The sequence below is a fragment of the Photobacterium frigidiphilum genome (assembly GCF_003025615.1).
GTDB lineage: Bacteria > Pseudomonadota > Gammaproteobacteria > Enterobacterales > Vibrionaceae > Photobacterium > Photobacterium frigidiphilum.
In genome coordinates this window covers 122,745-148,978 of sequence record NZ_PYMJ01000003.1, presented here as the reverse complement: position 1 = coordinate 148,978, position 26,234 = coordinate 122,745, and the positions used below count along the sequence as shown (strand labels likewise).

20 protein-coding genes are annotated in these 26,234 nt (G+C 42.3%); 13 read left to right on the top strand and 7 right to left on the bottom strand.

Translation table 11 applies throughout. The annotated features are described in order from the left end of the window. Positions 1 to 200: 200 nt before the first annotated feature. The 5 genes from C9J12_RS04335 (at position 201) to C9J12_RS04315 (ending at position 6,140) form a co-directional block, all read left to right on the top strand. Positions 201 to 1,274, top strand: coding sequence for an ethylbenzene dehydrogenase-related protein (locus C9J12_RS04335; protein ID WP_107241586.1), 1,074 nt, complete (start codon positions 201 to 203; stop codon positions 1,272 to 1,274). A gap of 130 nt (positions 1,275 to 1,404) precedes the next feature. Next, complete coding sequence (locus C9J12_RS04330) at positions 1,405 to 2,124, top strand: hypothetical protein (protein WP_107241585.1); 720 nt, start codon at positions 1,405 to 1,407, stop codon at positions 2,122 to 2,124. 149 nt (positions 2,125 to 2,273) lie between these two features. Then, positions 2,274 to 3,200 carry a LysR family transcriptional regulator gene (locus C9J12_RS04325; RefSeq protein ID WP_107241584.1) on the top strand — a complete coding sequence of 309 codons (927 nt, stop codon included), beginning with the start codon at positions 2,274 to 2,276 and terminating at the stop codon, positions 3,198 to 3,200. Positions 3,201 to 3,633: 433 nt separating this feature from the next. Then, positions 3,634 to 4,728 (top strand): alanine/ornithine racemase family PLP-dependent enzyme, encoded by a 1,095-nt coding sequence (locus C9J12_RS04320; protein ID WP_107241583.1) that lies wholly within the window; start codon positions 3,634 to 3,636, stop codon positions 4,726 to 4,728. Then, positions 4,722 to 6,140, top strand: a complete 1,419-nt coding sequence (locus tag C9J12_RS04315) for a YfcC family protein (protein WP_107241582.1) — start codon at positions 4,722 to 4,724, stop codon at positions 6,138 to 6,140. Before C9J12_RS04320 ends, C9J12_RS04315 begins: the two co-directional genes overlap by 7 nt. Positions 6,141 to 6,272: 132 nt before the next feature. Here C9J12_RS04315 and C9J12_RS04310 read toward each other — a convergent pair whose 3' ends face one another. After that, positions 6,273 to 7,538, bottom strand: a complete 1,266-nt coding sequence (locus C9J12_RS04310; protein ID WP_107241694.1) for a metal-dependent hydrolase family protein — start codon at positions 7,536 to 7,538, stop codon at positions 6,273 to 6,275. A gap of 358 nt (positions 7,539 to 7,896) precedes the next feature. On the opposite strand from C9J12_RS04310, the gene C9J12_RS04305 reads away from it, so the two are divergent. Next, positions 7,897 to 9,366 (top strand): pyridoxal phosphate-dependent decarboxylase family protein, encoded by a 1,470-nt coding sequence (locus C9J12_RS04305; protein ID WP_107241581.1) that lies wholly within the window; start codon positions 7,897 to 7,899, stop codon positions 9,364 to 9,366. A gap of 129 nt (positions 9,367 to 9,495) precedes the next feature. Here the strand turns inward: C9J12_RS04305 and C9J12_RS04300 are convergent, their stop codons facing one another. The 5 genes from C9J12_RS04300 to C9J12_RS04280 form a co-directional block, all read right to left on the bottom strand. Continuing rightward, complete coding sequence (locus C9J12_RS04300; protein WP_107241580.1) at positions 9,496 to 9,756, bottom strand: HPr family phosphocarrier protein; 261 nt, start codon at positions 9,754 to 9,756, stop codon at positions 9,496 to 9,498. 13 nt (positions 9,757 to 9,769) lie between these two features. Next, complete coding sequence (locus tag C9J12_RS04295) at positions 9,770 to 10,414, bottom strand: 3-keto-L-gulonate-6-phosphate decarboxylase UlaD (RefSeq protein ID WP_011220366.1); 645 nt, start codon at positions 10,412 to 10,414, stop codon at positions 9,770 to 9,772. Positions 10,415 to 10,635: 221 nt separating this feature from the next. After that, positions 10,636 to 11,328 carry an L-ribulose-5-phosphate 4-epimerase gene (locus C9J12_RS04290; protein WP_011220365.1) on the bottom strand — a complete coding sequence of 231 codons (693 nt, stop codon included), beginning with the start codon at positions 11,326 to 11,328 and terminating at the stop codon, positions 10,636 to 10,638. Positions 11,329 to 11,396: 68 nt separating this feature from the next. Then, the gene (locus C9J12_RS04285) at positions 11,397 to 11,873 is read right to left on the bottom strand and encodes a PTS sugar transporter subunit IIA (RefSeq protein ID WP_041394894.1); all 477 of its coding nucleotides are present in this window, start codon (positions 11,871 to 11,873) and stop codon (positions 11,397 to 11,399) included. A gap of 67 nt (positions 11,874 to 11,940) precedes the next feature. Then, positions 11,941 to 13,689: a PTS ascorbate-specific subunit IIBC gene (locus C9J12_RS04280; protein WP_107241579.1), complete on the bottom strand. Its 1,749-nt coding sequence runs from the start codon at positions 13,687 to 13,689 to the stop codon at positions 11,941 to 11,943. Between the two features lie 458 nt (positions 13,690 to 14,147). On the opposite strand from C9J12_RS04280, the gene ulaR (C9J12_RS04275) reads away from it, so the two are divergent. The 5 genes from ulaR (C9J12_RS04275) (at position 14,148) to ulaR (C9J12_RS04255) (ending at position 18,953) form a co-directional block, all read left to right on the top strand. Continuing rightward, a complete protein-coding gene (ulaR, locus tag C9J12_RS04275; protein WP_107241578.1) occupies positions 14,148 to 14,903 on the top strand; it encodes an HTH-type transcriptional regulator UlaR in 756 nt (251 codons plus the stop codon). A 109-nt stretch (positions 14,904 to 15,012) separates the two neighbouring features. After that, positions 15,013 to 16,080 (top strand): L-ascorbate 6-phosphate lactonase, encoded by a 1,068-nt coding sequence (ulaG, locus tag C9J12_RS04270; RefSeq protein ID WP_107241577.1) that lies wholly within the window; start codon positions 15,013 to 15,015, stop codon positions 16,078 to 16,080. A gap of 174 nt (positions 16,081 to 16,254) precedes the next feature. Next, positions 16,255 to 17,073 (top strand): Cof-type HAD-IIB family hydrolase, encoded by an 819-nt coding sequence (locus tag C9J12_RS04265; protein ID WP_170111715.1) that lies wholly within the window; start codon positions 16,255 to 16,257, stop codon positions 17,071 to 17,073. Positions 17,074 to 17,098: 25 nt separating this feature from the next. Then, positions 17,099 to 17,971 carry an L-ribulose-5-phosphate 3-epimerase gene (locus C9J12_RS04260; RefSeq protein WP_107241575.1) on the top strand — a complete coding sequence of 291 codons (873 nt, stop codon included), beginning with the start codon at positions 17,099 to 17,101 and terminating at the stop codon, positions 17,969 to 17,971. Between the two features lie 226 nt (positions 17,972 to 18,197). Beyond that, complete coding sequence (ulaR, locus tag C9J12_RS04255) at positions 18,198 to 18,953, top strand: HTH-type transcriptional regulator UlaR (RefSeq protein ID WP_107241574.1); 756 nt, start codon at positions 18,198 to 18,200, stop codon at positions 18,951 to 18,953. Between the two features lie 194 nt (positions 18,954 to 19,147). Here the strand turns inward: ulaR (C9J12_RS04255) and murQ are convergent, their stop codons facing one another. Further along, positions 19,148 to 20,056 (bottom strand): N-acetylmuramic acid 6-phosphate etherase, encoded by a 909-nt coding sequence (gene murQ, locus C9J12_RS04250; RefSeq protein ID WP_107241573.1) that lies wholly within the window; start codon positions 20,054 to 20,056, stop codon positions 19,148 to 19,150. A gap of 290 nt (positions 20,057 to 20,346) precedes the next feature. Between murQ and C9J12_RS04245 the strand changes: the two genes are divergently transcribed. Beyond that, the gene (locus tag C9J12_RS04245; protein ID WP_107241572.1) at positions 20,347 to 24,315 is read left to right on the top strand and encodes an AsmA family protein; all 3,969 of its coding nucleotides are present in this window, start codon (positions 20,347 to 20,349) and stop codon (positions 24,313 to 24,315) included. Between the two features lie 573 nt (positions 24,316 to 24,888). Then, entirely contained in the window at positions 24,889 to 26,109 is a 1,221-nt protein-coding gene (locus tag C9J12_RS04235; protein ID WP_107241570.1) for a response regulator, read from the top strand. The last annotated feature ends 125 nt before the right edge of the window (positions 26,110 to 26,234 follow it).

Below are 26,234 nucleotides of genomic sequence, written 5' to 3'. Positions count from 1 at the left end.
GGGGTCTCCAAACGGGGACCCTTTTTTACATTAACCGTTATTATTTTGCGTGTATTTTGGGTTTGACCTACGGGTTTATGTTGAAGGCAACTATATTTAATGACAATACGCCACCTTAGCACTTAGTAACTCTAGGTATTGAGCGACTCAGTACGCAGGTGTTCGTTCTCTCGTTCAATATAAAAATCGAGGTATTTTCTGTGAATGTTTTAGTTAGCCGTGCAGTTAGTGTTTGTATAGCAAGTTCTACTTTATACCTTGGATTCATACAACCGAGCATAGCGTCAGAAAATGACACGCTGATCAGTTACAAAACAACACAAACGATTACGTTAGATGGTCAGCCCGAAAAAAAGTGGGAAAAAGCAAAGCCTTTAACCATGGTGTTAGACTATATGCCTTATAAACCCGATCAATATGAAGGCATGCTTAAAACACAATATTCCATCAAATCCCTTCATGACGATCAGAATATTTACTTTTTTGTACAATGGGATGACCCAACAAAAAGCGTTAATCGTTTCCCGTGGGTTAAGCAAGATGATGATTCATGGAAGCAACAAAAGAATCTCGATCAAACGGGCCATGAAAATACCTATTACGAAGATAAAGCAAGCATCTTCTGGGCGATTAATGCCAAAGGCTTTTCAAAAAAAGGCTGTGACATTGCCTGTCATTTAGCAGATGAAGAGGGAAAAGTTGCAGGCATTGAACAGAAATCTGCAGGGCGTAAATATACCAGAAAAGACGGTGAAACCATTGATATGTGGCACTGGAAAGGTGTACGTACTGGGCTCACAGATCAGTTTGATGACCAGTTTGTCGATGCGACTAAAGATCCCGCAGCAAATAGTAACTGGGGCCGAAAAGGCGACTCAAAAACAGGCGGCGGATACCAAAATAATATCAATGAAGATAAGAGCGAACCTGCATACGGTGGCTTAGTAATGAATCTTGATGATAATTATGCCATTCAAGACATCGATAAAGCGCCCTTTATCGATACCTATAAGCCCGGAGATAAACTGCCTGGCATCGTCGTTTCCCCGTTTACCGGATCCAGAGGCGATATCTCATCTAAAGCCGTTTGGGCTGATGGTAAATGGACGCTTGAGTTCCAGCGTAAATTAGTCACCACTGGTGAAAATGCTGCGGTTGAAGATGTGCAATTTTCAGATTTGAGTAAAACGTATTACTTCGGTGTTTCTGTGTTTGATAATTCCCAAATCAATCATATTTATCATGAAGGTGCGTTAAAGCTTAACTTCAAATAACACATTAATTAAGCATCGCCAGTTGATACTGTATTGGTGCTTCTTTTGAAGTAGCACCATTAATTTATCTGATTAATTGAAACCTTATGTCCAGAGTGTTCAATCCTTGATATTGATTAGAGGAAAACGCATGCGATTACATAACCTACACTTTTCATCCAAACTTGCGCTATCTGGTTTTCTGATCACCATGCTATTTGGTTGCTTATCAGCAGCAACATTAATTGGTCTTGTCTATTCGTCGAACGAGACAGGATTTAATCTGCCAAGCATCGAGAAAATGAGCGCCAAGTACAGTGAGGCACAACTTGTAGGGTCAATGAAAACGTCAATGTATGAATATGTTGCTGATGATGACGATATTTTAATCGTTGAAGATTGGATAAAAAAAGGGGCAATGGATGACGAGCAATTTCAACAAGAGGTAATGACAATTATTAAACAAGATTGCCAAAGCTGCCATAGTCGAACATCAACGAAATCTAAGGCTATCAACTCTATACCCTTTAGTAATTATGATGATGTAAGCAGGTTCACTCAAGCGGGTTACTCTTGGCAATCGATGGCAAAAACCGCTCATATCCATCTTTTTGGCATTGCATTGTTATTAATCGCGACCAGCCTGACCTTCTCATGCAGCACTTATAATCCATATATCAAAGTAACTTTAATTTCAATAAGTTGGATTGCACTATGGCTAGACATTGCCAGTTGGTGGCTTGCAAAATACTCAACTGTCTTTGTTTATATGATTGTTGGTGCAGGAACAATAGAAGTAGCATCACTTGTGACGATGAGCGGTTTGGCATTGATCAACATTTGGTGGAAGGTACCAGATTTTTGCAAATAAGGCGGATCCCTCCGCACAATCGCTTTACGTTCATCGTTGTAAAATCAGTGTGTTTATATTTCGAATAACTTTGCAACAAAACCGCGATGCATCTCATTATTAAAATCATCAATGCAATATTATCTATAAAAAAATATAGAGTAAAAGAGATGCGAAAAATAAACGACGTTGATTTGAAATTACTGCATTTATTTATAACCATTGTTGATTCTGGCGGTTTTTCCGCAGCGCAATTTAAACTAAATATGCACCAATCAACAATTAGTACAAAAATGAATGACCTTGAAACTCGATTGGGAATGACATTATGTTATCGTGGACGACGGGGGTTTCGCTTAACCAGTGACGGTAATAAAGTTTACCAACTTAGCCAAACATTGTTTGATGATATTAGTCATTTTGAGAATCAACTCGATAATATCAGAGACGTCTCTCATGGCCACATCAGGTTGGCACTCACCGACAATCTTGCTACCAACCCGCAATGCAAAATTCAGCAAGGAATTAGGCATTTTTGTAATAATTACCCCAAGGTCACTATCGATACGGATATTTGGAACTCCTATCAAATTGAAATGATGTTACTAGAAGGAAAGGTAGAGCTGGGGATCACCTCATCTGAAGTACAAAAAGATGGCTTGAACTACCGCTATTTATTTGAAGAGAAGCAGTGCCTATACTGCGCGCCAGAGCACCCAATATTAGCGATATCAGGCGAAATCACCACAAAAGATATTCTCAAATTCCCAATAGTTGATCGGGGTTTATCGCATAAAATCACACCATTCAGCGATACCAAAAATTTAATGCACCTTGCAAGCAGTACCAACATGGAAGCGACAGCTCACCTTATCTTGTCTGGAACCTTTGTTGGTTACCTTCCCGACCATTATGCTTCTATTTGGGAACAAAGAGGCGAAATGGTAAAAGTTAATGCGACTTCTCTCGAGTACCTTGCTGCATTTCATTTAACGACACTTGACTCAAAAGAGTTATCGCTGGCCGCCACTGAATTAATGCATGCAATCTCCAATGTTCACATAAATAAAAGCACATCAATGACTGCATCAATATAATAAAATAAAAATTAACACGGGATAATTAGTTCTATACCCAAGCTACCTAAAGATGCAGGATTCAGAGTGATATCAGCGTATTTAATTCAAGGAAAATGTGTGTAGGAATGGCATTCCCTTTCAAACACATTTGACACAGAAGTAGATACGCTGAATCACTCCCGAAGGGCGAGTTTTGCTGGGCTTTATGCGGTGTTACTTATTTTCAACGTAGAACGACTAGGTCTATAAATAAGCGCCTTGCCTAGAGCACAACAAATTCTCGCTGAAACGAGCATCTTAAGGTAACTTGGGTATTTATCCCGTGGATATTATTTCATCTTTTTTATTACATCGACTTTCCACAATGTATCCATCTTAAAGCCACTATTTATCTTTAAATATAAAAAGCGCCCAATGTTTATCAATAACAATATTACCTAAAGGTAAATATATGAGTGCTTATCCATGTATTAATATCCACTTAGATACGATCACCCAAAACACGAAAAATCTGGTAACGACATGCCAAAGTCACGGTATTACACCAGCTGGCGTAACAAAACTCGCCTGTGCCTATCCGGAAGTCGGTCAAGCTATCCTAGACGGTGGTATTTATTTACTCGCAGATTCACGTATTGCGAATTTAATAAAACTCCACCATCTCGATGCAAAAAAAATGCTGTTACGAATACCCGCTATCAGTGAAGCTGATGACGTTGTTCATTATGCCGATATATCCTTAAACTCTGAAATCGTCACCTTAGAAGCCCTTTCTAACGAAGCTATCAAACAGCACAAATCACACCAAGTCATCATCATGCATGATTTGGGTGATCTCCGCGAAGGCGCATTCTACGAAGAAGAAACGCTTGCACTATCACGCAAAGCAATCGCACTTCCTGGGATTGATTTAGTGGGTCTTGGAACAAACCTCGCCTGTTATGGCGGAGTAGAACCTACCGCAGAAAATCAAAATCAGCTTATAAACATCGCCAAGAAGATAGAAACTGAGCATCAAATCAAGTTGCAATACCTATCAGGGGCAAGTTCTGCCGGTCTTCAGCTCATGCTTAACGGTAATCTTCCACAAGGAATTAACCAGTTAAGACTGGGCGCATCCGTTTTAATGGGCATTGGCCTCAATGATGAACGAATCCCCAATACCAGCCGAGATACGTTTGACCTCACGGCTGAGATCATCGAAATAAAAGTTAAACCGTCGGTTCCTTCAAATTCAACAGCGCTAGATGCCTTCGGTAACAAACCCGAATTTATTGACCGAGGGCTACGGAGGCGCGCTATTTGTGCCATTGGCAAACAAGATGTCGATATCGACCAAATTACCCCAAAAGACAGCAACATCATTGTTATTGGTGGTAGCAGTGATCACCTTATTCTCGATATTGATGACAGCGAAATCGACTACAGCATCGGAAGTCTTGTTGAATTAGAGCTTTCTTATGGGGGTGTTTTACAGTGCATGACCTCTGAATACGTCACAAAGCGTTTTATCTCCTCTAAATCCGTTAAGGAATTACTATGCTAAAAATTAAAAAGTTTCCTAATACGTTTACGATCTTATTCCTTTTAATTGCGTTTTTTGCATCATTGACGTACCTATTACCCGCAGGTAAATACACCCGCGAAATGAATGAACAATTAGGCAGGGATGTTCCATTACCCGGTTCTTACCATGTCATTGAATCATCGCCACAAGGCTTTTTTGACACCTTAATGGCGCCGATCTCCGGCTTTTATGATCCGATAAGCGGTGTGATTGGTGCTATTGATGTCAGCCTGTTTATTCTGATGGTGGGTGGCTTTTTGGGTATTGTGACCCAGACAGGGGCGATTGATACCGGTATTGCTCGGATCATGGTGCGTTTGAAAGGCAAGGAGATTTACATGATCCCTATCCTAATGACCCTATTTGCTCTAGGTGGTACATCATATGGGATGGCCGAAGAATCCCTTGCTTTCTATGGCCTGCTTATCCCCATTTTTATGACCGCACGCTTTGACCCCTTGGTTGCCGTCGCCGTTATCTTCGTTGGAACTGGTATTGGCACCTTAGGCTCAACCATCAATCCATTTGGAACCGTTATCGCCTCAAACGCTGCCAGCGTGGATTTTCTAAGTGGTGTCGAGCTTCGCTTTGCAATACTCGCAATTGCACTTGTCGTCGGCATTGGCTACGTCATGCGTTACGCCAAAAAGATTCAAAATAACCCTGATTCATCTTTATTGGCACATCTACGCGACGATAATGAAAAACACTTTCTGGGAGGCAAAGATTCAACCGATAACCTTCCCCTACTGACCGTCCCACAAAAAGGGGTTTTGGTACTCTTTATCCTGACATTCAGCATCATGATCTACGGTGTTTCCAGCCTCGGTTGGTGGATGGCTGAAATGGCAACACTGTTCATATTCATGGGTATTTTGTGCGGGATTGTCGGCCGCCTTAGCGAAGACGATCTAATCAACTCTTTCGTTGCTGGAGCTGCCGATCTCATTGGCGTGGCATTAATTGTTGGCGTCGCTCGTGGCATTGTGGTGGTCATGGAAGCGGGTAATATCACCGATACTATTCTTAATTACGCAGAAGGGCTTGTTGCAGGTAAAAGTTCCGTGCTGTTTATCAACACCGTCTACGGTATTGAAATGCTGCTCTCTTTCATCGTTCCATCTACTTCTGGCTTAGCAGTAATGAGCATGCCAATCTTGGCGCCATTGAGTGACTTTGCCAATACGGGTCGTGAATTAGTCGTTACTGCGTTTATGAGTGGCATCGGCACTGTCCTATTTGTTACTCCAACCTATGGCGTACTAATGGGCGGGCTAGCCATTGCCCGTATTCCTTATGTAACCTGGCTGAAGTTCATCGCCCCGCTGGTGGCTTTCTTTGTCGTTCTTAACTGCATTATCCTTTCCATTGGCGCTAGCCTTTATAGCTAATCGATATCAATTAAGTCATTCATTAATCACAGCACATTTTCCCCTAGTTGAACTTAATCACTAGGGGAAATGTGTTTTTCCAACAAATAAAACGACTCTTAAACAGATAAGCCTTCAGCATTGTTGATTTTGTTAAAAGACGTTTTTATACATTACGCCATCTTTCATAATAACTTTCTGCGTTTCAGGGTTCACAGCACATGCTACGCCTTCTAGTGGATTACCATCGATAATCAACAAATCAGCGTAGGCTCCTTCTACCAATTGACCAATTTTCCCTTCTTGATAAGGGTGCTGATAAGTAGATAGTTCAAACAAGCGACCACAGTTCGACGTTGCCATTTTCAATGCCGTTAAAGAATCGAACACTTTCTCGATGGCTTCTAGCTCACTTGATTGTGTTGCATGAACATTTAACGTTCCAACACAGTCTGTACCGTAACAAATATTCTCTATCTCATACTTTTTAATCAGCTCTGCAGAACGCAGCATGGCTTTTCCGACGCGTTCTGTTTTCTGATACAAAACCTCTGAACCTAAAGGAATTTTTCGTTCCGCAATAAGTGATGAGGTAAAGTATGACGGGATAACAAAAATACCTTTATCTTTAATCGTTTGAGCAATATCTTCATCCATAATTGTGGCATGTTCAAATGACATGATGCCCGCTTCTGCCGCTCTTTTCATCGCTTCTGTTGTATGGATGTGTGCCGCCACGTAAGTACCGTAATCTGATGCTGCTTCAACCGCTGCTTTCAATTCATCTAAGGTATATTGAAGAGTATCGAGTGGATCAAAAATGGATGATGCACCACCACCCGCCATAATCTTGATTTGGGATGCACCCATGAACAGTTGCTCACGCACCGCCTTTAGCACCTCTGCACGGCCATCTGCGATAGTAAATGCCCCCGTTTTCATCAAAGGCGAATCTTCATGGTTATTAAAGCGCTTCTGTCCACGGTTCTGACGGTAATCTGAATGCCCTGATGTTTGAGAAATTGCAGCTTGGGATGGGAAAATTCGAGGACCCGTTGCGTAACCATTATCGATGGACACTTTAAGACCTGTCGTATTACCCGCTACATCACGAACAGAGGTAAAACCACGCATCAACATCCCTTCTGCCACTTTTGCCGAACGTATTGCAATCTCTTCCGTCGTCATGGTATCCAGAATATGTGGCGCTTCAGATAACGTAATATGAACGTGAGCATCAATCAGACCGGGCATTACCGTATAGCCATTCGCATCAATCACTTTCTCGATAGTGCTCTCGTCAACAGCATCTTGGGTGATTTTTATGACAATATTATTTTCAATAACTACATTCACATTTTGAATTAGCTTTTCATCTGTACCGTTAAATAGATTCGCATTTTTAATTAAAATCATAATTGTGCCCTTAATAATATTCACATTCATAATGTCTTGCTTACGAAGTCAATTTATCGGTTTATTTCAGGTGGTATTTACCATTTTGCGCCAACAACACCACAGGGAAGTATCGTGACATCTTTTTTATTACAGGCACTTTTCTCGAGAGTTCGAGGCTTCAGTAGTGGCTCATACTTTTCCCCCCCTCTCCGTTCAATGCTGAATGTTCAAGAATAACGCTACGTTCTGCCACTATGTCTTCAATTCAAAGATGCGGCAGAATCAGTATTGATGTCATCACGTGGCGTGAATTGGTAAGAACTTATCTATAACAAGGGTAATTTATGGAGGTCGTTCAGTCATATTAATGAGGTTTGTTATGTCCCATAAGTTTAATCAGTATCGTCAATTACTAAATAGTTCGTTAGACCATGCAGTCGATTACCTAGAATCTTTGCCTGAAAGACCAATTGATAAACAGTCAAGTTCTGAGAGTCTCCGAAAAGCAATTGGAGGCACATTGCCTATGGCGGGAACATCCCCTGAGCACGTTATTCAGCAATTGGTCACGGATGTTGAAGAAGGGTTGATCGGCTCCGGCGGACCTCGCTATTTTGGCTATGCGATTGGAGGCTCGTTCCCTGTTGCGTTGGCGGCAGATTGGCTCGTGAGCGCATGGGATCAAAATGTACCTTATTACGTATCAAGCCCCGCAACATCCATTGTTGAAGAAACGGCTGCAGAGTGGATGCTTGATCTGCTAAACCTACCAAAAACCGCGGGTGTGGGTTTCACTTCTGGCGCTCAGGAAGCTATTTATACTGCATTGATCACTGCTCGTAACAGCTTGCTGAAAAAAGCAGGCTGGGATGTTGCTGCAAATGGCTTATATGGCGCGCCCCGTATTCATGTTGTGATGAGTGATCAAATTCATTCTACGATTAAACGTGCTTTATCAATGATTGGCATTGGACTTAATGATATTAAGACTATTCCCACCGATCATAACCTCCGAATAATTCCAGATACATTGCCAGCGATTCTGGCCGAATGTGATGGGCCAACCTTAGTTTGTGCTCAGGCTGGGTGTATCGATTCTGGTGCTTTTGACCCGTTTGATGAAATTGCATCTTGTGCTGAAGCCCATCCGAATGCTTGGCTTCATGTTGATGGTGCTATTGGCTTATGGTCAGCCGCTAGTGATACACAAAAACATTTATTGAAAGGAATAGAGAAAGCAGACTCATGGGATACCGATGGTCATAAGTGGTTCAACATGCCTTATGACAGCGGCATGGTGATAGTAAAAGATGCATGTTTATTGGCGAAGGCTATGGGGGGGAATAACATGGGAGATTACCTCACTGACGCCATTGCAAAACCAGACAGAAATGCTATTAACTTCGGTATCTCTGCCTCTCGTCGAGCTCGAGGTGTACCAGTATACGCCACGATCAAATCGCTGGGTAAAGAAGGTATTCAAGCTCATTTAGATAACTGCTGCACGTTGGCGAAACGAATGGCTGATAAGCTCCGTAATGTTGATGGCATCACGATTCTCAATGATGTGGTGTCAAACCGTTTCTCTGCTCAGTTTGGCAAGGGAGATGATGCATTTCGTGATCAGCTGACCGCCCGTATTGTTCACCAACTTCAGCAAGATGGTTTTTGTTACCCCTCGACGTCTGGCTACAAAGGGCTTAAGACGATGTTGTTCTCCGTTTTGAGTTGCCATACCACAGCGCAAGATATTGATGCTTCTGCAGAAAAAATCATTGAAATCTATCATATGGAACTGGAGAAAGTTCAGGAAGAGTGCACGCAGTCTGATGCTACGCCGTGTAGTTAGACTCGCTTGTATTATAGGTAATTACCGTTCCTATTAACAAACAGTCCCTATTAACAAAAAGGCAGTAATAGAAAATTACTGCCTTTTCAACACCACGGTTTTTTTAGTTAATTTAAGCAGTTTCTTTAACTACCCTTTTAATTCAGCCAAGAAACCGTGAAGATAAACAATCGCTTCAGCTTCATCGTCACCCTCGACGACCACTAGAATTTGGTCGTTCTTACAAATACCCAAGCCCATTAACTTCATCAAACTTTTGGCGTTCACTGTTCGCTCACCTTTAGTCACCGTAACTGAAGAAGAAAAAACCTTACAAGCTTTCACCAGCAAAGCTCCTGGGCGAGTATGCAAGCCATTTTCATTGGTAATGTTAAAGTCAAAAGATTCCATAATATCTCGGTCCTTACCAATATTTGTTAATTTCAGTACGCAGCGCTTCAGCAGTCGCTTTACCCGTATCATTGGCAAGAGCACGACCCGCAATGAAGGTTTTGGCTTTAATTCCCTCAAACAAGTGAATGTCTTCAGGCACAATACCGCCAGTAATCGACACTTCGATACCCATTTCAGACAACACTCGCATACGGCTGATATCTTCAGGTGTCCAACTTACACCGGCTAATTCCGCATCACGTGAACGGTGGTAAATCGCCTGTTTTATGCCTAAATCTACCCAAGATTGGGCGTCATTCAAAGTCCAATTTCCGTACAATTCAATTTGGATTTCGCCATTAAAATCATCCGCTACTTTCTTACACGCTTCGATGGTCGCAATATGTGCAGCAGCCGAGACAGTGATCCAGTCCGCTCCAGCTTCAAACGCCATCTTGGCTAAAATCGCCCCGCCATCAGTGGTTTTCATGTCGCATACAATAATATGTTCAGGGTGGCGTTTACGTAGCGTATTAACAGCAGACATACCTTCCGCAAACGCGAGAATAGTGCCTATTTCGATCACATCAACAAAACTTTCCACGTTATTCGCAACGGTAACAGCGGTTGCTAAGTCAGTTGAATCCAATGCAATTTGTAATAGTGGTTTAGTCATGGTTTTTAATCCTTTTCGAAATGGTTAAGTCATTTACATCGATAACAAATAGCCCATTATTTTGTATCGTCACCAACATGTAGGCGCACGAAACCCGACAAGTCTTCAATCACTTATCTTTGGTCATACAATCACGGTGTTACTGTCGTCAATGTGTCAGGAATACATGTTGATGAAGCACTTGGTAGCTGGCTCAATAATTCAAGCAATAACATTCACGCCTATTTTTGTCCGTAATACGCGTTAGCACCGTGCTTTCTAAAATAGTGTTTATCCGATAATTCTTGTTGAATTCTAATGCCACTGTTTAAGCTGCGTGTCGATAATGCCATTGCAGCCACTTCTTCTAGCACTACAGCATTATGTACGGCGTCAAACGCATCTTTACCCCACGAAAAAGGGGCATGACCAGCAATGATTGCGCTGGGTACTGCACTCGGGTCAATATCACGGCGAGTGAATTCTTCAACAATCACTAAGCCCGTATTCTTCTCGTAATCATTGTCGATCTCACGCGGTGTCAATGAACGCGTGCACGGAATATCACCGTAAAAATAATCAGCATGGGTGGTACCTAACGCTGGGATATCTAACCCTGCCTGTGCCCATATCGTGCCATGGCGAGAATGGGTATGTACAATTCCTCCTAATGCAGGAAATGCCTTGTACAACTCAAGGTGAGTCGCGGTATCACTGGACGGATTCATCGTTCCTTCTACCACCTTGCCAGTTAAATCAACCACCACAATGTCATTCACCGTCATAACATCATAATCTACCCCTGAAGGCTTAATGGCGACCACGCCTCTTACGCGATCAATTTCAGACACATTACCCCACGTAAAGGTCACCAAATCGTATTTTGGCAGCAGCAGGTTCGCTTCTAAGACTTTCTCTTTCAATGCATTAAACATTGTTCATCTCCTATATTGGGCAGCATGCCAACACACTGCCCATAGATAGTCAGCCGTGCATATGTTGCTTACACAACAAGCGCTAACGCTTCTTCAATCACACGGTACACATCATCTTTACTGCGACAATGGCGAAGCTTATCGAGATCAACCCCCGTTTCACTGTCGTCATCTTCCAATACCTGCGTCACTTCCATCAGGCCTTCCATATGCTCATCTGATGAACTGCCAGCCAACGTCACCAGAACATCAACAGGCTCTTCTTCCCCCTCAAAATACACAGGCTGTTGCAAGGTTACTAAGGCGAAAGCAGTGCGATTCACGCCATCTTCAGGACGAGCATGTGGCATCGCAAAATTCGGAGCAATCACAATGTAAGGTCCCAGCTTTTCCACACTACTAATGATGGCGTCGTGATAACTAGGTTGCACCGCGCCCGAAGCAATCAGCATATCGGTACCCAATTTAATCGCCGCTTTCCAATCGGCAGCTTGTGCTTGAAGGTTAATGGAATTGTTGTCGTTCAGTGATTGTTTAAAATTCATGATGTACTCCATGTGTTCGGTGGATTGTACTCTGCCAACAACCCACCGAGGCATTGTGATTAATTCGCTAAATTTTATTGATTAAGCTCAGCAATTCATCACCGAAAGAATTAGGGTTCAGCATGTTTTGTACGCCTAGTACATACTTGCCTTCACCCGGTTGCATCTCACCAGAAAGGTGTTTAGAAGACACAATAATGTCGGTATTCACGAGCTTGGATTTATAATCTGAAACAGCACACGAATCCATGACATGCGGTATCCCTTTCTTCTCAAGGTATTTACCAATTTTCATTTTCATCATCATGGATGAGCCTTGTCCGTTCCCGCACACAGCCAAAATACGAATAGCACGCCCTGCTGAGCTTTTAATCGCTTGCTCTGCAACGTCCACTACGGCTTCTTCTATCGGTTGTGTAACAGCCAACGCCGCTTCTGCATCTTCTTCAGCACGCAATGTTTTTGAAGCAAAGAACATGTACACACCAGCAGCTGCTAGTAAAACCAAGAAGAACCAGTTCGACATAGACAGACCTTGCATGATTGGTGGGAATACTAACGCCCAATCGGCCATGCCCATCCAACCGTTAAATTCTGTGCCTTGTTGCGCAAACAAATGAATAGCCCATGCTGAGCCTAATACCTCAATGATGCCCATGACGAAACAGATCTTCATCACAGCTTTCCACCCACCAAAGTGGTTAGCAAACACACCGATGGTCGCATTCGAGAAAAACATTGGAATGAAGCCAGGAATAATCATGATAGGAGCATCAAAAGCAAGCATCGCTAACACAGCCGTAAACTGACCAATCGCACCCCACATAAAACCAAATACCATCGCATTCGGTGAGTAAGCATAAATCGCCGCACAGTCAATCGCCAAAACCGCATTCGGAATCACACGTTCTGACACCCCTTTAAAGGCTTCAGATAATTCCGCTACGAACATGCGTACACCAGCAACAATCACTTGAATCGCAACAGCAAACTTCAAGCCCGTTTCAAGGATATAAATGAACCAGTTCGTTTTACCTGCCATCGCTTGTAAGTTATCAAGGCCGAATGACAACAAAATAATACCGAAGAACACTGTCATCACAATTGCTGTAGCAGCAATACTATCGTGAAAAATGTGTAGCCATTTAGGCAGTTTAAGGTGGTCAACACTGTCTTCTTTATTGCCCAATTTTGGAGCAACTTTAGTCGCAATCCATGATGCAACCTGTTGTTGGTGACCAATAGAGAAGCCTGCGCCACCCGTTACTTCTTCGGTCGGTTTGAACATAATGTTGGAGGAAATACCCCAATACAGAGCCATCAAAATTGCCGAGTAAATAATGGTTTCCCACATGCCAGCACCAAGAATGAAGTAGAACACCGCTATCAAGCCTGCTTGTTGGAACATGATGTGTCCCGTCAGCATAATGGTTCGAATACCAGTATATCGGCGGAAAACCACCAAGAGGATATTGAGACCTAAAGCCATTAAGACGGCATAACCAACCCATGAGTAGTTATCACCCATAGTTTCCATTGTGGACATCATGGTGGTGTAAGGGTCAATAACCGACCCTGTTAAACCATGGTATTCAGAGAGTTTTTCAATCACCGGTTTAAAACCAGCAACCAAAGTACCTGCACCAACTTGTACCAACATAAAACCAACAATGGTTTTGATAGTGCCTTTTATAACTGTGGTCGTGTCACGTCTTAGCAGGATGTAACCAATACATGTTACTAAGCCAAGTAATAACGGGGCCTTTGTCATGACTTGGCTGTAGAAGATGTAAAAAATGTCGTATAGGGTGTCCATAATGATGCTCCATCGCAACGTAGGTGCGTACACCTCATCGCTTTCTATCACGGGGTGATTGGCTTTTCGCCGTTTCTTATTCTCTATTTTTATCAACCTGCTTTCTGTTCGCGTAATCACCATAGCAATCACAAATAATCATAAAAAGTCATAGTTTGATTTTATGTGAGAGAGCTCTCGTTGATTATCCCTTCCTATTGATACAGATCAATTTTGGCTATCATGTGGGTGATAATGCGTATCAAAACGGTTGAAAATGCTAACTAACTCGCAAAAAATCCTTTTTGACACTTCTCACTTTAATTTCAACTAGTTGTAACCTCTTCGTTAAAGTGGTGAAAATAAAGTTTTAACTCAGTCACAAAACACCAAAAGTAATCATTGATAATCACAATCGTGATTGTTATAGTCATTGCGAATCACAAAGTGTCATTGTGAAAGCAGTAGAGGTAAGACACATGACTGAATCACAACGCCACAATGCTTTACTTAATATTCTGAATCATCGTCGAGCGATTACGGTTGAAAAAGTCATCAATACTTTTGGTGTCTCACCAGCAACAGCTAGACGCGACATCAATAAATTGGAAGAGCAAGGCAAATTAACCAAAGTACGTAATGGTGCAGAGGCAAAGCCACAAGCACGCATGTTTTGGTCTCCCATGAACATTCATCAAACTTCCAATCATGATGAAAAAACACGCATTGCGCACTATGCCGCACAGCTTTGCCACAGTGGCGACAGCGTGTTGATCAACTGCGGTTCAACAGCCTTCTTATTAGGTCAAGAGATCTGCGGCAGCGATGTTTTGGTTATTACTAATTACTTCCCACTGATCCGCTATTTGATCACGAAAGAGCATGATGATGTGGTGATCATTGGCGGGGAATACCACCGAACACGAGGCCTGATGCTGGCTCCTCATCAAAAAGTGGGACATGGTTATGCCGCGCATTACATGTTCACTAGTGGCAAAGGCTTAACAGCTGATGGGCTATACAAAATGGACATGCTTGCGGCTATGTCAGAACAGAAAATGATGAAGCAAGCGACCAAACTCGTGGTGTTAGTCGACAGTTCGAAAGTTGGACAACGCGTGGGGATGTTATTTGCCTCCACGGCTCAAATTGACATCGTGATCACTGGGCGAGATGCCCCTCACGATGTAGTGGGCGCGCTGGAAGCACAAGGAATTGAAGTGGTGTTGGTATAAACCAATACCCAGATATAGAAAAAAGTACGCATTTGTTTTTATAGCGAAACGCACCATACCGGCACGTTTCGGACGATTTTTTAAATTCATTTAACGAAAGGTCTATCAGATGAGCAAAGTTGACGAAATTACCCGCGAATCATGGATTCTCAATACGTTCCCTGAGTGGGGCACATGGCTAAACGAAGAAATTGATCACGAAGATGTGCAGCCAGGTACCTTTGCAATGTGGTGGCTCGGTTGTACGGGAATTTGGCTAAAATCTGAAGGTAATACCAACATTTCTATCGATTTTTGGTGTGGTACGGGTAAGAGAACACACGGCAACCCACACATGAAAAATCAGCATCAGATGATGCGTATGGGTGGTGTTCGCAACTTACAGCCGAACCTACGAACTTCACCGTTCGTACTTGACCCATTCGGGATTAAAAATATTGATGCGGTATTGGCTACCCATGATCATGCCGATCACATCGATATTAACGTTGCCTCTGCAGTACTGCATAACTGTGGTGAGCACGTGAAATTCATCGGACCAAAAGCTTGTGTGGATCTATGGACAGGCTGGGGCGTGCCAGAAGATCGATGCATTATAGCCAAAGTTGGTGATGAGATTCCGGTGGGCGATATAACCATCAAAGTATTGGACGCTTTCGACCGTACTGCATTGGTGACACTACCAGAAGGCACCTCTTCGTACGACAAGTCGATTTTAGATGGCATGGACGACCGCGCAGTGAACTATTTGGTGAAAACTACGGGTGGTAATGTTTACCACTCTGGGGATTCACACTACTCAAATTACTACGCAAAACACGGCAACGATAATCAAATTGATGTCGCTCTGTTGTCTTACGGCGAAAACCCACGTGGCGTAACCGACAAAATGACCGCTTCCGACATCTTGCGTGCCGGAGAATCATTAGATGCGCAAGTCGTTATGCCTTTCCATCACGATATTTGGGCCAACTTCCAAAACGATCCTCGTGAAATTGAAGTGTTATGGAAGATGAAAAAAGATCGTCTGGGTTATGGATTTAGTCCTTTCTTCTGGCAAGTGGGCGGTAAATACACCTTCCCAACAGACCAAGCGAAGATGTACTACCAGCACCCTCGTGGTTTTGCCGACATCTTTACAGACGAACCAGAATTACCATTCAAGGCATTCTTGTAAGTATTAAAAACTCTTAATCCTACAAAAAAAACCTGTGGCTATCTTCCTGTTTTCGGTTCGCATCGTTTGTGTTGGAAGGTAGCCCTTTCATTTCTCACCGAGTAATGAAAGGACAGGACTCACCATTTCCCGTTTACTTATATGGTTTACGCGATTCAATCAAAGGGAATAAACATGACTTACTCCGTGCTGGCCTTAGATTTAGATGGCACGACATTAACCACTGACCATCAGATCTTACCCGAAATAAAGGACGCAATCGCACGCATTAAAGACACCACTACTGTGTTGTTAGTCACAGGCCGCCACCATACCGCCGCCCGTCCATACCACCATGATCTCGAACTCGATACCCCGATCATTTGCTGCAATGGCACCTATGTATATGACTATTCAACCAACAGCGTGATCACTGAACAGGCCATTTCTCACGACAATGCCCGTCAATTTGTCACGTTGGCACAGCAAAACAAACTGAACATGGTGATGTACGTCACCAACAAAATGACATTCTCGGCTAAAACACCCATCCACTATATGGAAGCAATGGAAATCTGGTCGCAACAGTTTCCTGATGACATTAAACCCGAGATTGAACGCATTCATTCTTTCTTGGATGAAATCGACAACAACGCCTACATCTGGAAATTCGTGGTTGAAGGTGACATTGAAAACATCACACATTTCGCAGAATTACCGTTTATTCGTAGCACTTTTACTGGTGAGAAGTCGTGGTCGAACCGTATCGATTTTTCCAACAAAGGCAACACTAAAGGCTTTCGCTTGGCTGAATACTTAGCAGACCAACACATTGACCCAAGCAAGGTTGTAGCGATAGGTGATAACCACAATGACATTTCCATGATCACCCTTGCAGGGCTCGGCGTCGCCATGGCCAATGCCGATGAGGCAGTCAAGCAGATCGCAGACCGTATCACAACCACCACAAATAACGACCAAGGCATCAGTGAAATCATCGCAGATTGCTTCTAAGCCCTCCACTTAATTTAGGTGATATATGCATAATTTTAATAAGAAATTCCGCCTTGGTTTGTATGAAAAAGCTATGCCAGCAGACTTGTCATGGGAACAAAAAATCGTAGCCGCAAAAGATCTTGGTTTTGATTTTATTGAAATTTCGGTCGATGAATCAGATGAACGTCGAGCACGCTTAGACTGGAGCGATGAAGAAATTTACAACCTACGCCATTTATGCGAACAACACGGCTTGCCATTACAGTCGATGTGTTTGAGTGCACACCGTAAGTTCCCCTTCGGTTCTGAAAATGAAGCGATTCGTCATGAAGCCTATGTCATTATGGAGAAGGCCATCAACTTGGCCTATAAACTCGGTATCCGCTGCATCCAGCTGGCCGGTTACGACGTGTATTACGAACCACAAACCGCAGTAACCCACCAACGCTTCATCGAAGGCATGAAAGCAGCCACAAAAATGGCAGAACGCGCAGGTATCATGCTAGGTGTCGAAATTATGGATACCCCTTACCTCAACTCACTCGGCAAATTTGAAGTACTGAAAAAAGCCATTCCTTCACCGTACTTCATGGCCTACCCCGATGTCGGCAACATCACCGGATGGAATTATGATATCTGTACCGAGCTACAACTCAGCAGCGATCACATCATCCAAATTCACTTAAAAGACACATTAAAAGTCAGTAGTACCTGTAAAGGCCAATTCCGCGACTTAGTAATAGGTGAAGGCGATGTCGATTTCCCATCAATTTTCAAAACCTTAGCTAACATGGACTACGCTGCCCCTATGGTAATTGAAATGTGGGCTCAAGATGATGAATGGGCCAACAACATTCAATTAGCAAAAACTCGTCTCACTGAAATGGGACAAGCAGCAGGGTTTGCGCTCACGTAATACCTGAGCTTCCCTACATTAACCTCATAAATCGACGTCATCACGAAGAAAAGTTGTTAACTCAGGCGCTGAAAATCGACACGATATGCGTCTGAGCTTACAGAATCTATACATACACTTGATACGTGTCATTTCTCGGCTAATGCGAGCAGATGACGTCTTTTAATCTCATAACTCGCGGTATACAATCATAAGCAGTCAGTAATAATCATAATAAAGGCATGCTATGACAGAAGCACAACGGCATAGTGCCATCCTAGAACTCTTGCAGCAGAAACGATATATCACCGTAAATAGCCTTATCGAGGCCTATGATATTTCACCGGCAACAGCACGTCGTGATATCAATAAGCTCAATGATTCGAAGAAGTTAAGAAAAGTCCGTAATGGCGCAGAAGCCATCACTCAAGAAAAAGCTGTTTGGTCTCCATTTAATATTAATCATGTCTCAAACCATGATGAAAAAGTGCGTATTGCCCAAGCAGCCGCCTCTCTGATTGCACCGGGTGAAAGTGCGGTTATCAATTGTGGTTCAACAGCCTTCCTATTAGGGCAAGAGCTTTGTGGACAAGATGTGCAAGTAATCACCAACTTTTTCCCGTTGGCAAACTACCTAATTGAAGAAGAACACGATGGAGTTGTCATCATTGGTGGCCAATACAATAAAACGCAGTCCATCACCTTAGCACCACAAGACGAAGTGTCATCGTTATATGCTGGGCATTGGATGTTCACCAGCGGTAAAGGGTTAACTGCTGATGGGTTATACAAAATGGACATGCTCACGGCGATGGCAGAACAAAAAATGTTAGATCACGTGGGTAAATTGGTCGTACTCACAGATAGCAGTAAAGTTGGTCAACGCGCAGGTATGTTGTTCTGCCACGCGACGAAGATTCACACTTTAATCACTGGTAAAGACGCTAACCCAGAAGTTATTACTCAATTGAAAGACACAGGTATCAACGTCATGTTGGTATAGATGAAAAATAAAGATACATAATATCTTTCTTTATCTGTCTCGATGATGAAGACACTTTTTTGCAAATCTAATTTTCTAGCAATGGCGCATACTCAATTGCATAGCGGTTCAATGTTTAGTGATCAACATTGAACCCTACATATTGAGTTAGCTTGGGTATAGTGTCTGACGGAAAGTAACTCTCCGAAGAATCGTCATCTTTTTTCTACCGCAATCGCAGCACGAATAAAGCCTTTATTATTATCCAATAACTGCTTTGCCTCTTCTGCACTTAACTGTGCCAACACCATTACGATTGCTGTTTTGCAATGTCCGTTACATGCGGCTAATGCACTTTCTGCTTCTTCTCGGCTGCAGTCGGTTGCTTCAATAACAATCTTCTTCTGACGTTCAACCAACTTGGCATTGGTGGCTTCAACATCGACCATCAAATTGCCGAACACTTTACCCGAACGAATCATTGCTCCCGTCGTCAGCATATTCAGCACCAACTTCTGCGCAGTGCCTGCTTTCATGCGGGATGAACCCGTTACCACTTCTGCACCCACAACAGGCGTGATACTAATATCAGCAGCTGCTGTCATAGGGCTATTGGGGTTACAGCTAATACAAGCAACAGTAGCATTCACTGATTTTGCATACGCCATTGCCCCTAAAACATAAGGAGTACGTCCACTTGCCGCTATTCCGACGAGCACATCTTTTTCATTAAAATTAAGGTCTTTTAAATCACCTTCACCCAACTCACGGTTATCTTCTGCATTTTCTACTGCACGTAAAATAGCAGTATGACCGCCAGCAATAAGACCAACAACTTGTTCAGGTTTAGAACCATAAGTAGGTGGGCACTCACTCGCGTCTAAAATACCCAGACGACCAGATGTACCAGCACCGGTATAAATTAAACGCCCACCCTTTTTAAATGCCTCAGTGATGGCATCTACCACTTGGCTAATTTCTGGTAATATTTGTTCAACCGCTAATGCCACTTTTTTATCTTCGTCATTGATCACTTTCAACATATCGATGGTTGATAAGGTATCGATGTGCTGGCTGGCTGCATTACGGCTTTCGGTAATCAGATTGGTTAAATCAATTTTCATGGCATTGGCTCAATATCGGTATGTAGCGTTAGATAATAGGGAATTTTATATTTAGCAACAACACGCATATTTTATATTAATTCCCTTCATAACGGCTTTACAGGGTAATCCAAGAGAAATACGCCACCGAGATACTAGCTTACCTTTAGTAAGACTGATTACGGATACAGGTAATTTGTACTGTCATTTTATGGTCAACTCATATCTGTAAAGCCCTTATTCATGATATCTTAAGCAATAAAACATCATCCAATTTATTATTTATCCTGGACATTTAAAGCGCTTAATTTATGACTCAACCGCATTCACAAACAGACGCTTCGCCTTCTATTAAGCCTCGTCGATTAAAAAAAATTGCCAAATGGGCCTCGATTGGCCTTTTAAGTCCAATGATCCTAATAACGGGCGTATTAAGTTACGGCGTTAATTTAGATCTCGCGCCACACCGTACTTACATTAATCAATGGCTAACCGATAACCTTCATCGCGACGCTGAAATAACAGGCGATATCGAACTTGAGATCTCATTCAGCCCGGCTATTCGGCTTGAAGGAGTAATGATCGGTAATATTGAGGCTATTCCATGGCAACCAATGCTGACATCAGGTTACTTAGAAGCCCAAATATCAGTGTTATCGCTTTTAAATAATACCTTGAAAATTGATCATCTTGAGTTTGAAGATATCGCGCTTAATTTAACCAAGACAGCCGATGGCGTAACCAATTGGGCATTTAATGAGCAGCCCTCACCAGCAAGCGCAGTAAACCTAAATGTTAATGATGAAAGCCAAGACCCATCGAATTCCGGATTGCCTTTCTCATTACGTTTAAGTGACAGCATTTCAGCGAAAAATATTACATTCGCTTATGAAGATCAGACTCAAAATCAATATATTGGCTTGTTTTTAGAAAACCTTAATCTGACCAAACCAGATACATGGCAGCTTGATATTAAAGGGCACACCCTAGGGCAAGATTATGATTTAACCCTTGAAGGCGATCTGGAAACCCTAATTAATGAGCAGCAGGGTTTACTGAAAGCGAAAGGAGAATTTGCAGGTGCGCAACTTAACATCGATGCGAATGTCGTACCGCTGCAACAAGGTGAGTCACACGCTACAGTGCAGCTTGATTGGCAAGATACCCGCCCCATTGAAGATTTATTAGGGCTTGATGTAAAACCTATCGCACCACTCAGCGTAAACGCTGATGTCATCGCTTCTATGAATCATTTCGCGATTACCGACCTTTCGCTACAAAGCCCGATAACCCAAGCCAAAGGCTACCTTGACGTTAAGCTGGATGTGCCATACACAGACGGTCATAACTTTATTGAAGGGCAACTCGATATTCCATTGATTGATTTGCGCCCATGGCTACAACCAGAAGAGCCACAACCAATGATGATGTCGGCTTATGGTGCACCACCACAGCAGTCACCATTACAGCGGGCACTCGACCAATGGCTGACAAAAACCACCACCAAAGTCGGTGTAAATATAGGCGAAGTGAAAGGGCTAGGTACAAACGTCGCCAATTTATCGCTAAATATCGAAGGGATCGACGGAAAACTACAAGCGCCAATGACCGCAGACATTGCCAATGTACCATTTCGTGGTAATGCAACGATCGATGCAACAGAATGGACATCGAATGTCGATATTACACTGGGAGCAAAAGATTCGTCTCTAGGGGAAATTGCGGGCTGGTTAACCGGTATTCCTTACGCCTCTGGTCACCTAACATCGTCTGAGTTAACAATCACCACGCAAGGCACCAAACTGCAAGAATGGTTAGATAACAGCCAAATTGCACTTTCAATTGATGATGCCAACGTCGGCTGGGGCAGCCAAGCAACATTTGCAATTGATACCGCCCAATTAGCAGCAGGAATGAATCGCCCTTTCAGCTCTGATATTCAAGGCGAGCTCATGGGTATTCCGACCCATGTAACGGCTAAAGCTGGCACGCTCGGTGACATTATTAATGGTCGCGATTGGCCAACACGATTACATATCGATAGCTCAGTTTTAGATGTAAAAGCACAAGGCTTATTAGTCGGCACTCAATGGCAAGAAGGCAGTTGGTTCAACCTAACCGTTCAAGGCGATGATGCTAGCAAACTAAGCCCTTGGTTAGGTACGCAAACTAATGTAAACGGTGAAATTGCATTAAACGGTAAACTGACTTATCAAGATAAGTGGATCAACCTTGATATACCCTCTTTATCTTTAATGAACACCAAAGGGCAATTTGAAGCAAAATGGCGACCAGAAGACGGTAACCCATTTTTAGTGCTTAACATGCAATTTGATCAATTGGATTTCACGCAATTTGGTCAGTTTGTTAACGATGATGAATTACCCCAAGTAGAACAAGCAGTACCGACACAAGGTGTGAATCTAGATGTGCCGCTATTAGGCAATGATCTTGTTATTGCAGATGCTGATTTATCACTTCGCGTAAAGACAATGACATGGGCAGATCAACACGTCGATAACGTGAACTTCACAGGAAAAGTGCGAAACGGAAAAATGCCAGCTTCCCCTTTTGGCGCTAGCTATGCAGGCAGTCGTTATAACGGAGATATTGCGTTTAACTTAAATAATGCAAACATTAGTACGCAGCTCAATCTTGGTGTTAATAATTCCGATATTGGTCGTATTTTATCGCAGTTTGATGTGACCGATGATTTGAGCATGAAGCTTAAATCAGCCCAACTTGCCATTGACCTATCGGGTCGCACGATTATCGAGTTAATGGAACAAGCCAAAATTGAGGCTAAAATGTCGGGAGGCGAACTTAAACTCGCTGATGTTTACACAGGAAAAGCCATTAATGTTTCACTTGATAATGGACACTTTATTACGGGTCCTAATGATGCAACACAGCTAAAAATAGCTGGACAAGCATCTGAACACGCTGTTTCTATAAAATTGGATTCATTGTCACTTAAACAAGCTAATGACGGACGAAAATCAATGCCCGTTAATTTAACGGTTAATGTGGGTGATATGGCATTCAATGCGCGCTCTAACGTTACCCTGCCAATGGACATTAAACGTTTAAATCTCGCTTTTGATGCTTACACACCGAACTTAGATCGCTTTAACGTATTTACCGGTGTTGAACTGCCCCCTTATGGCCCAGTAAAACTAGCGGCTCAAATGTCGATGGATGATATCGGCTACCACCTGCGCGATATGATGGTACAGGTGGGTGACAGTAAACTGATGGGAAAAGGTGACATTATTCCGCCAATGAAAGGGCAAGATCGCCCTTTCGTTGATATCACTTTGCATGCACCATTTATCCAAATTAATAACTTTAAGACTACTGGTTGGCAAGCATGGTTAGATAAAGAACAAACTATTGAAAGTATTCCTATCGATAGCAAGAACAAAGATAGTGATGCAGTGCCCGTTATTAGCCCTGAAGGTTTAGAGATAGTGAACGCTAACTTCAAGCTCGATGTGGATGAAGTACGATCGGGTGATGACTGGCTAGGCGCGGGAAAACTATATTGGCAACTAGAGCAAGGGCAATTCACTCTGCAACCATTGCATGTGAAATTACCCGGTGGCGATATCAATATCCATGGTGAAGTGAAAGCCAAACAAGAAATGTTTGATATTAACCTGCAAGGTAAAGTAACCAATTTTGATTATGGCATTCTTGCTCGTCGACTCGATCCGAACACAGACATGCACGGTAAAATAAGTACGCAATTTAACCTAACAAGCATCGCCAATACCCCAGATACACTGATGAATAATGCGAACGGATTCATTGGCTTTGCTGCTTGGCCTAAAACATTTGAAGCCAACTTAATTGATCTGTGGGCTGTAAGCTTAACCGATGCCATTTTACCCAACTTTACCAATAATGACCCATCGGTATTAAATTGTGTTGCAGCGGGCATGGATATTAAACAGGGAACAATGACTCAACGTAACTTGCTACTTGATACCACTCGCATTCAAGTCAATGGTTTGTTTAATGCCAGTTATGCTGATCGCGCGTTTGATTTATACCTAAGCCCTAAGTCAAAGAAGGCGCAAATATTCAGCTTACAAACCCCAGTAGAAGTACATGGTAAGTTTGAAGACTTCGATCTGGATGTACCTTGGTCTGCTATTTTCGAAACTTCGGTTCGCTTTACGACAAGCCCCGTTGTATCACCGATTCGTTGGTTAATCGAAAAACCGCTTGAACAAGATGGTAGTCAAACCTGTGAGAGGATTTGGCAAGGCCAATAAGCCATAAGCCATAAGCCATAAGCCATAAGCCATAAGCCATAAAATTATGACTGCCAAATTCATGAACTAAGTACAACACTCCCCCTCTTTGAATCTTCATTTTTGGAACATCAAAGGGGGCAGGTTTATACCCAAGGTAGCTTGGGTATATAAGATAACTATTCATCTGCGTTTAACTTTTGTTGCTTTATATTTTTACGTATCACTTCTGTTTAATTTTACTTAAAGACTCGCTGTAAACATAACAACTGAATGATAACTAATATGCTTTTTATCAATACCAGCCATCAGTAACAATGAACACTGGCGAGCAATTGACATACAAACCGACCAGGTTGAGAACAAAAAATTAACATTAAAGCTTAAGATATTGTTTACCAAAGCATGAATGGCATACCATATAACTAACACCGTCAATAAATAGTCACTTTTCCGTTATCACCTTCATTTGTAGACTTTTTTTTGACATCTTTATTTGTATCATATTGTAAAATAGCGCATAATCTTTCGCCTGAAAACACATAATGATACATCACTCAACTATTAGATAATCTCCTCAAGGTTGCCGTAACAATGGAACAAAAAATATTAGTTGTAGAAGATAGCCGCCCTTTTCGAAGAGCGATTGAAATAGAACTTCGAAAGTCGGGTTTTTTCCCAGTCTTCGCCGAAACTATCGCTGAAGCAGAAAGAATACTTGATGAAACAACTGACTTCCTATGCGCAATTCTTGATTATTGTCTACCTGATGGACAAGATGGCGAGATTATTGATGTTTGTTTATCTGTCGATATTAAAGTTATCGTTCTCACGGCTTTAATGGATGAAATGACACGCGAAAAAGTATTGGCCAAAACGGTTATTGATTATATTCCAAAAGATAGCCCAGCTTGTATTGCGTCAATCATTCCAATATTAAAACGACTAGAAAGTAACAGCGATCATAAAGTACTCGTTGTAGACGATTCAACAACGGCTCGCCGTTATATTCGCAGTTTACTTGAGCGCCAATACCTAACAGTGGTTGAAGCTAAAAATGGTGAGCACGCACTAGAAGTCTTCCAACAACACAAAGACATTAGTTTAATTATTACCGACTACTCAATGCCAGAACGTGACGGTGTTAGCCTGATTAAAGAAATACGAAAACTTCATCGTCCCGGACAAGTCGCAATAATAGGGTTATCAGCCAGTGATGAAGCTGCATTAACCGCAAAGTTTCTTAAAGCTGGTGCAAATGACTTTTTAACCAAGCCATTTAATCAAGAGGAATTCTATTGTCGTTTACAGAGTACATTAAACACGCTAGATTCTGAGCGTCACCTTTTTCATCTGGCGAATAAAGACTACCTAACCCAAACGTGGAACCGTCGTTATTTCTTTGACCAACCATTGTCAAAAAAACATTCGGGCCCTCGATGTTTAGCATTACTTGATATCGATAATTTTAAAAAAATCAACGATACCCATGGCCACCACATTGGCGATATGGTGTTGATTGAGTTTGCTAACACATTAAAAAATTACTTTTCAGACGCCCTTGTCGCACGATTTGGTGGCGAAGAATTTTGCATACTTTATGGCAATTCTCCAATCGTGTTCAACCAACGTCTTGAAGCGTTAAAAAATGATATTGCAGATAGCCAGTTCAATATCCTGAATAATTCAATTAGCTATACAATTAGTGCTGGGGTCGTCAACGCTGACAGTAATGTGCATGATCTTATTAGCCGTGCAGATAAATGTTTATATAAAGCGAAAGCAAATGGACGTAACTTAATCGTCTCGGAATAAATTATGCTAAAAAATGGATTCTATTTTTTATCTCTTTTTAGTAAAGATACATAAGAATCCATTTCACACGTTTTTTCATCACGAGCTTTCATCAAATCGCACGAATATACCCAAGTTACCTCAAG

Coding starts and splice junctions, on each gene's coding strand:
- C9J12_RS04235 (WP_107241570.1), top strand. CDS start 24,889: ATGGAACAAAAAATATTAGTTGTAGAAGATAGCCGCCCTTTTCGAAGA.
- C9J12_RS04300 (WP_107241580.1), bottom strand. CDS start 9,756: ATGGAATCTTTTGACTTTAACATTACCAATGAAAATGGCTTGCATACT.
- C9J12_RS04260 (WP_107241575.1), top strand. CDS start 17,099: ATGCATAATTTTAATAAGAAATTCCGCCTTGGTTTGTATGAAAAAGCT.
- C9J12_RS04330 (WP_107241585.1), top strand. CDS start 1,405: ATGCGATTACATAACCTACACTTTTCATCCAAACTTGCGCTATCTGGT.
- murQ (WP_107241573.1), bottom strand. CDS start 20,056: ATGAAAATTGATTTAACCAATCTGATTACCGAAAGCCGTAATGCAGCC.
- ulaR (WP_107241578.1), top strand. CDS start 14,148: ATGACTGAATCACAACGCCACAATGCTTTACTTAATATTCTGAATCAT.
- ulaR (WP_107241574.1), top strand. CDS start 18,198: ATGACAGAAGCACAACGGCATAGTGCCATCCTAGAACTCTTGCAGCAG.
- C9J12_RS04325 (WP_107241584.1), top strand. CDS start 2,274: ATGCGAAAAATAAACGACGTTGATTTGAAATTACTGCATTTATTTATA.
- C9J12_RS04280 (WP_107241579.1), bottom strand. CDS start 13,689: ATGGACACCCTATACGACATTTTTTACATCTTCTACAGCCAAGTCATG.
- C9J12_RS04320 (WP_107241583.1), top strand. CDS start 3,634: ATGAGTGCTTATCCATGTATTAATATCCACTTAGATACGATCACCCAA.
- C9J12_RS04295 (WP_011220366.1), bottom strand. CDS start 10,414: ATGACTAAACCACTATTACAAATTGCATTGGATTCAACTGACTTAGCA.
- C9J12_RS04245 (WP_107241572.1), top strand. CDS start 20,347: ATGACTCAACCGCATTCACAAACAGACGCTTCGCCTTCTATTAAGCCT.
- C9J12_RS04285 (WP_041394894.1), bottom strand. CDS start 11,873: ATGAATTTTAAACAATCACTGAACGACAACAATTCCATTAACCTTCAA.
- C9J12_RS04265 (WP_170111715.1), top strand. CDS start 16,255: ATGACTTACTCCGTGCTGGCCTTAGATTTAGATGGCACGACATTAACC.
- C9J12_RS04305 (WP_107241581.1), top strand. CDS start 7,897: ATGTCCCATAAGTTTAATCAGTATCGTCAATTACTAAATAGTTCGTTA.
- C9J12_RS04290 (WP_011220365.1), bottom strand. CDS start 11,328: ATGTTTAATGCATTGAAAGAGAAAGTCTTAGAAGCGAACCTGCTGCTG.
- C9J12_RS04315 (WP_107241582.1), top strand. CDS start 4,722: ATGCTAAAAATTAAAAAGTTTCCTAATACGTTTACGATCTTATTCCTT.
- ulaG (WP_107241577.1), top strand. CDS start 15,013: ATGAGCAAAGTTGACGAAATTACCCGCGAATCATGGATTCTCAATACG.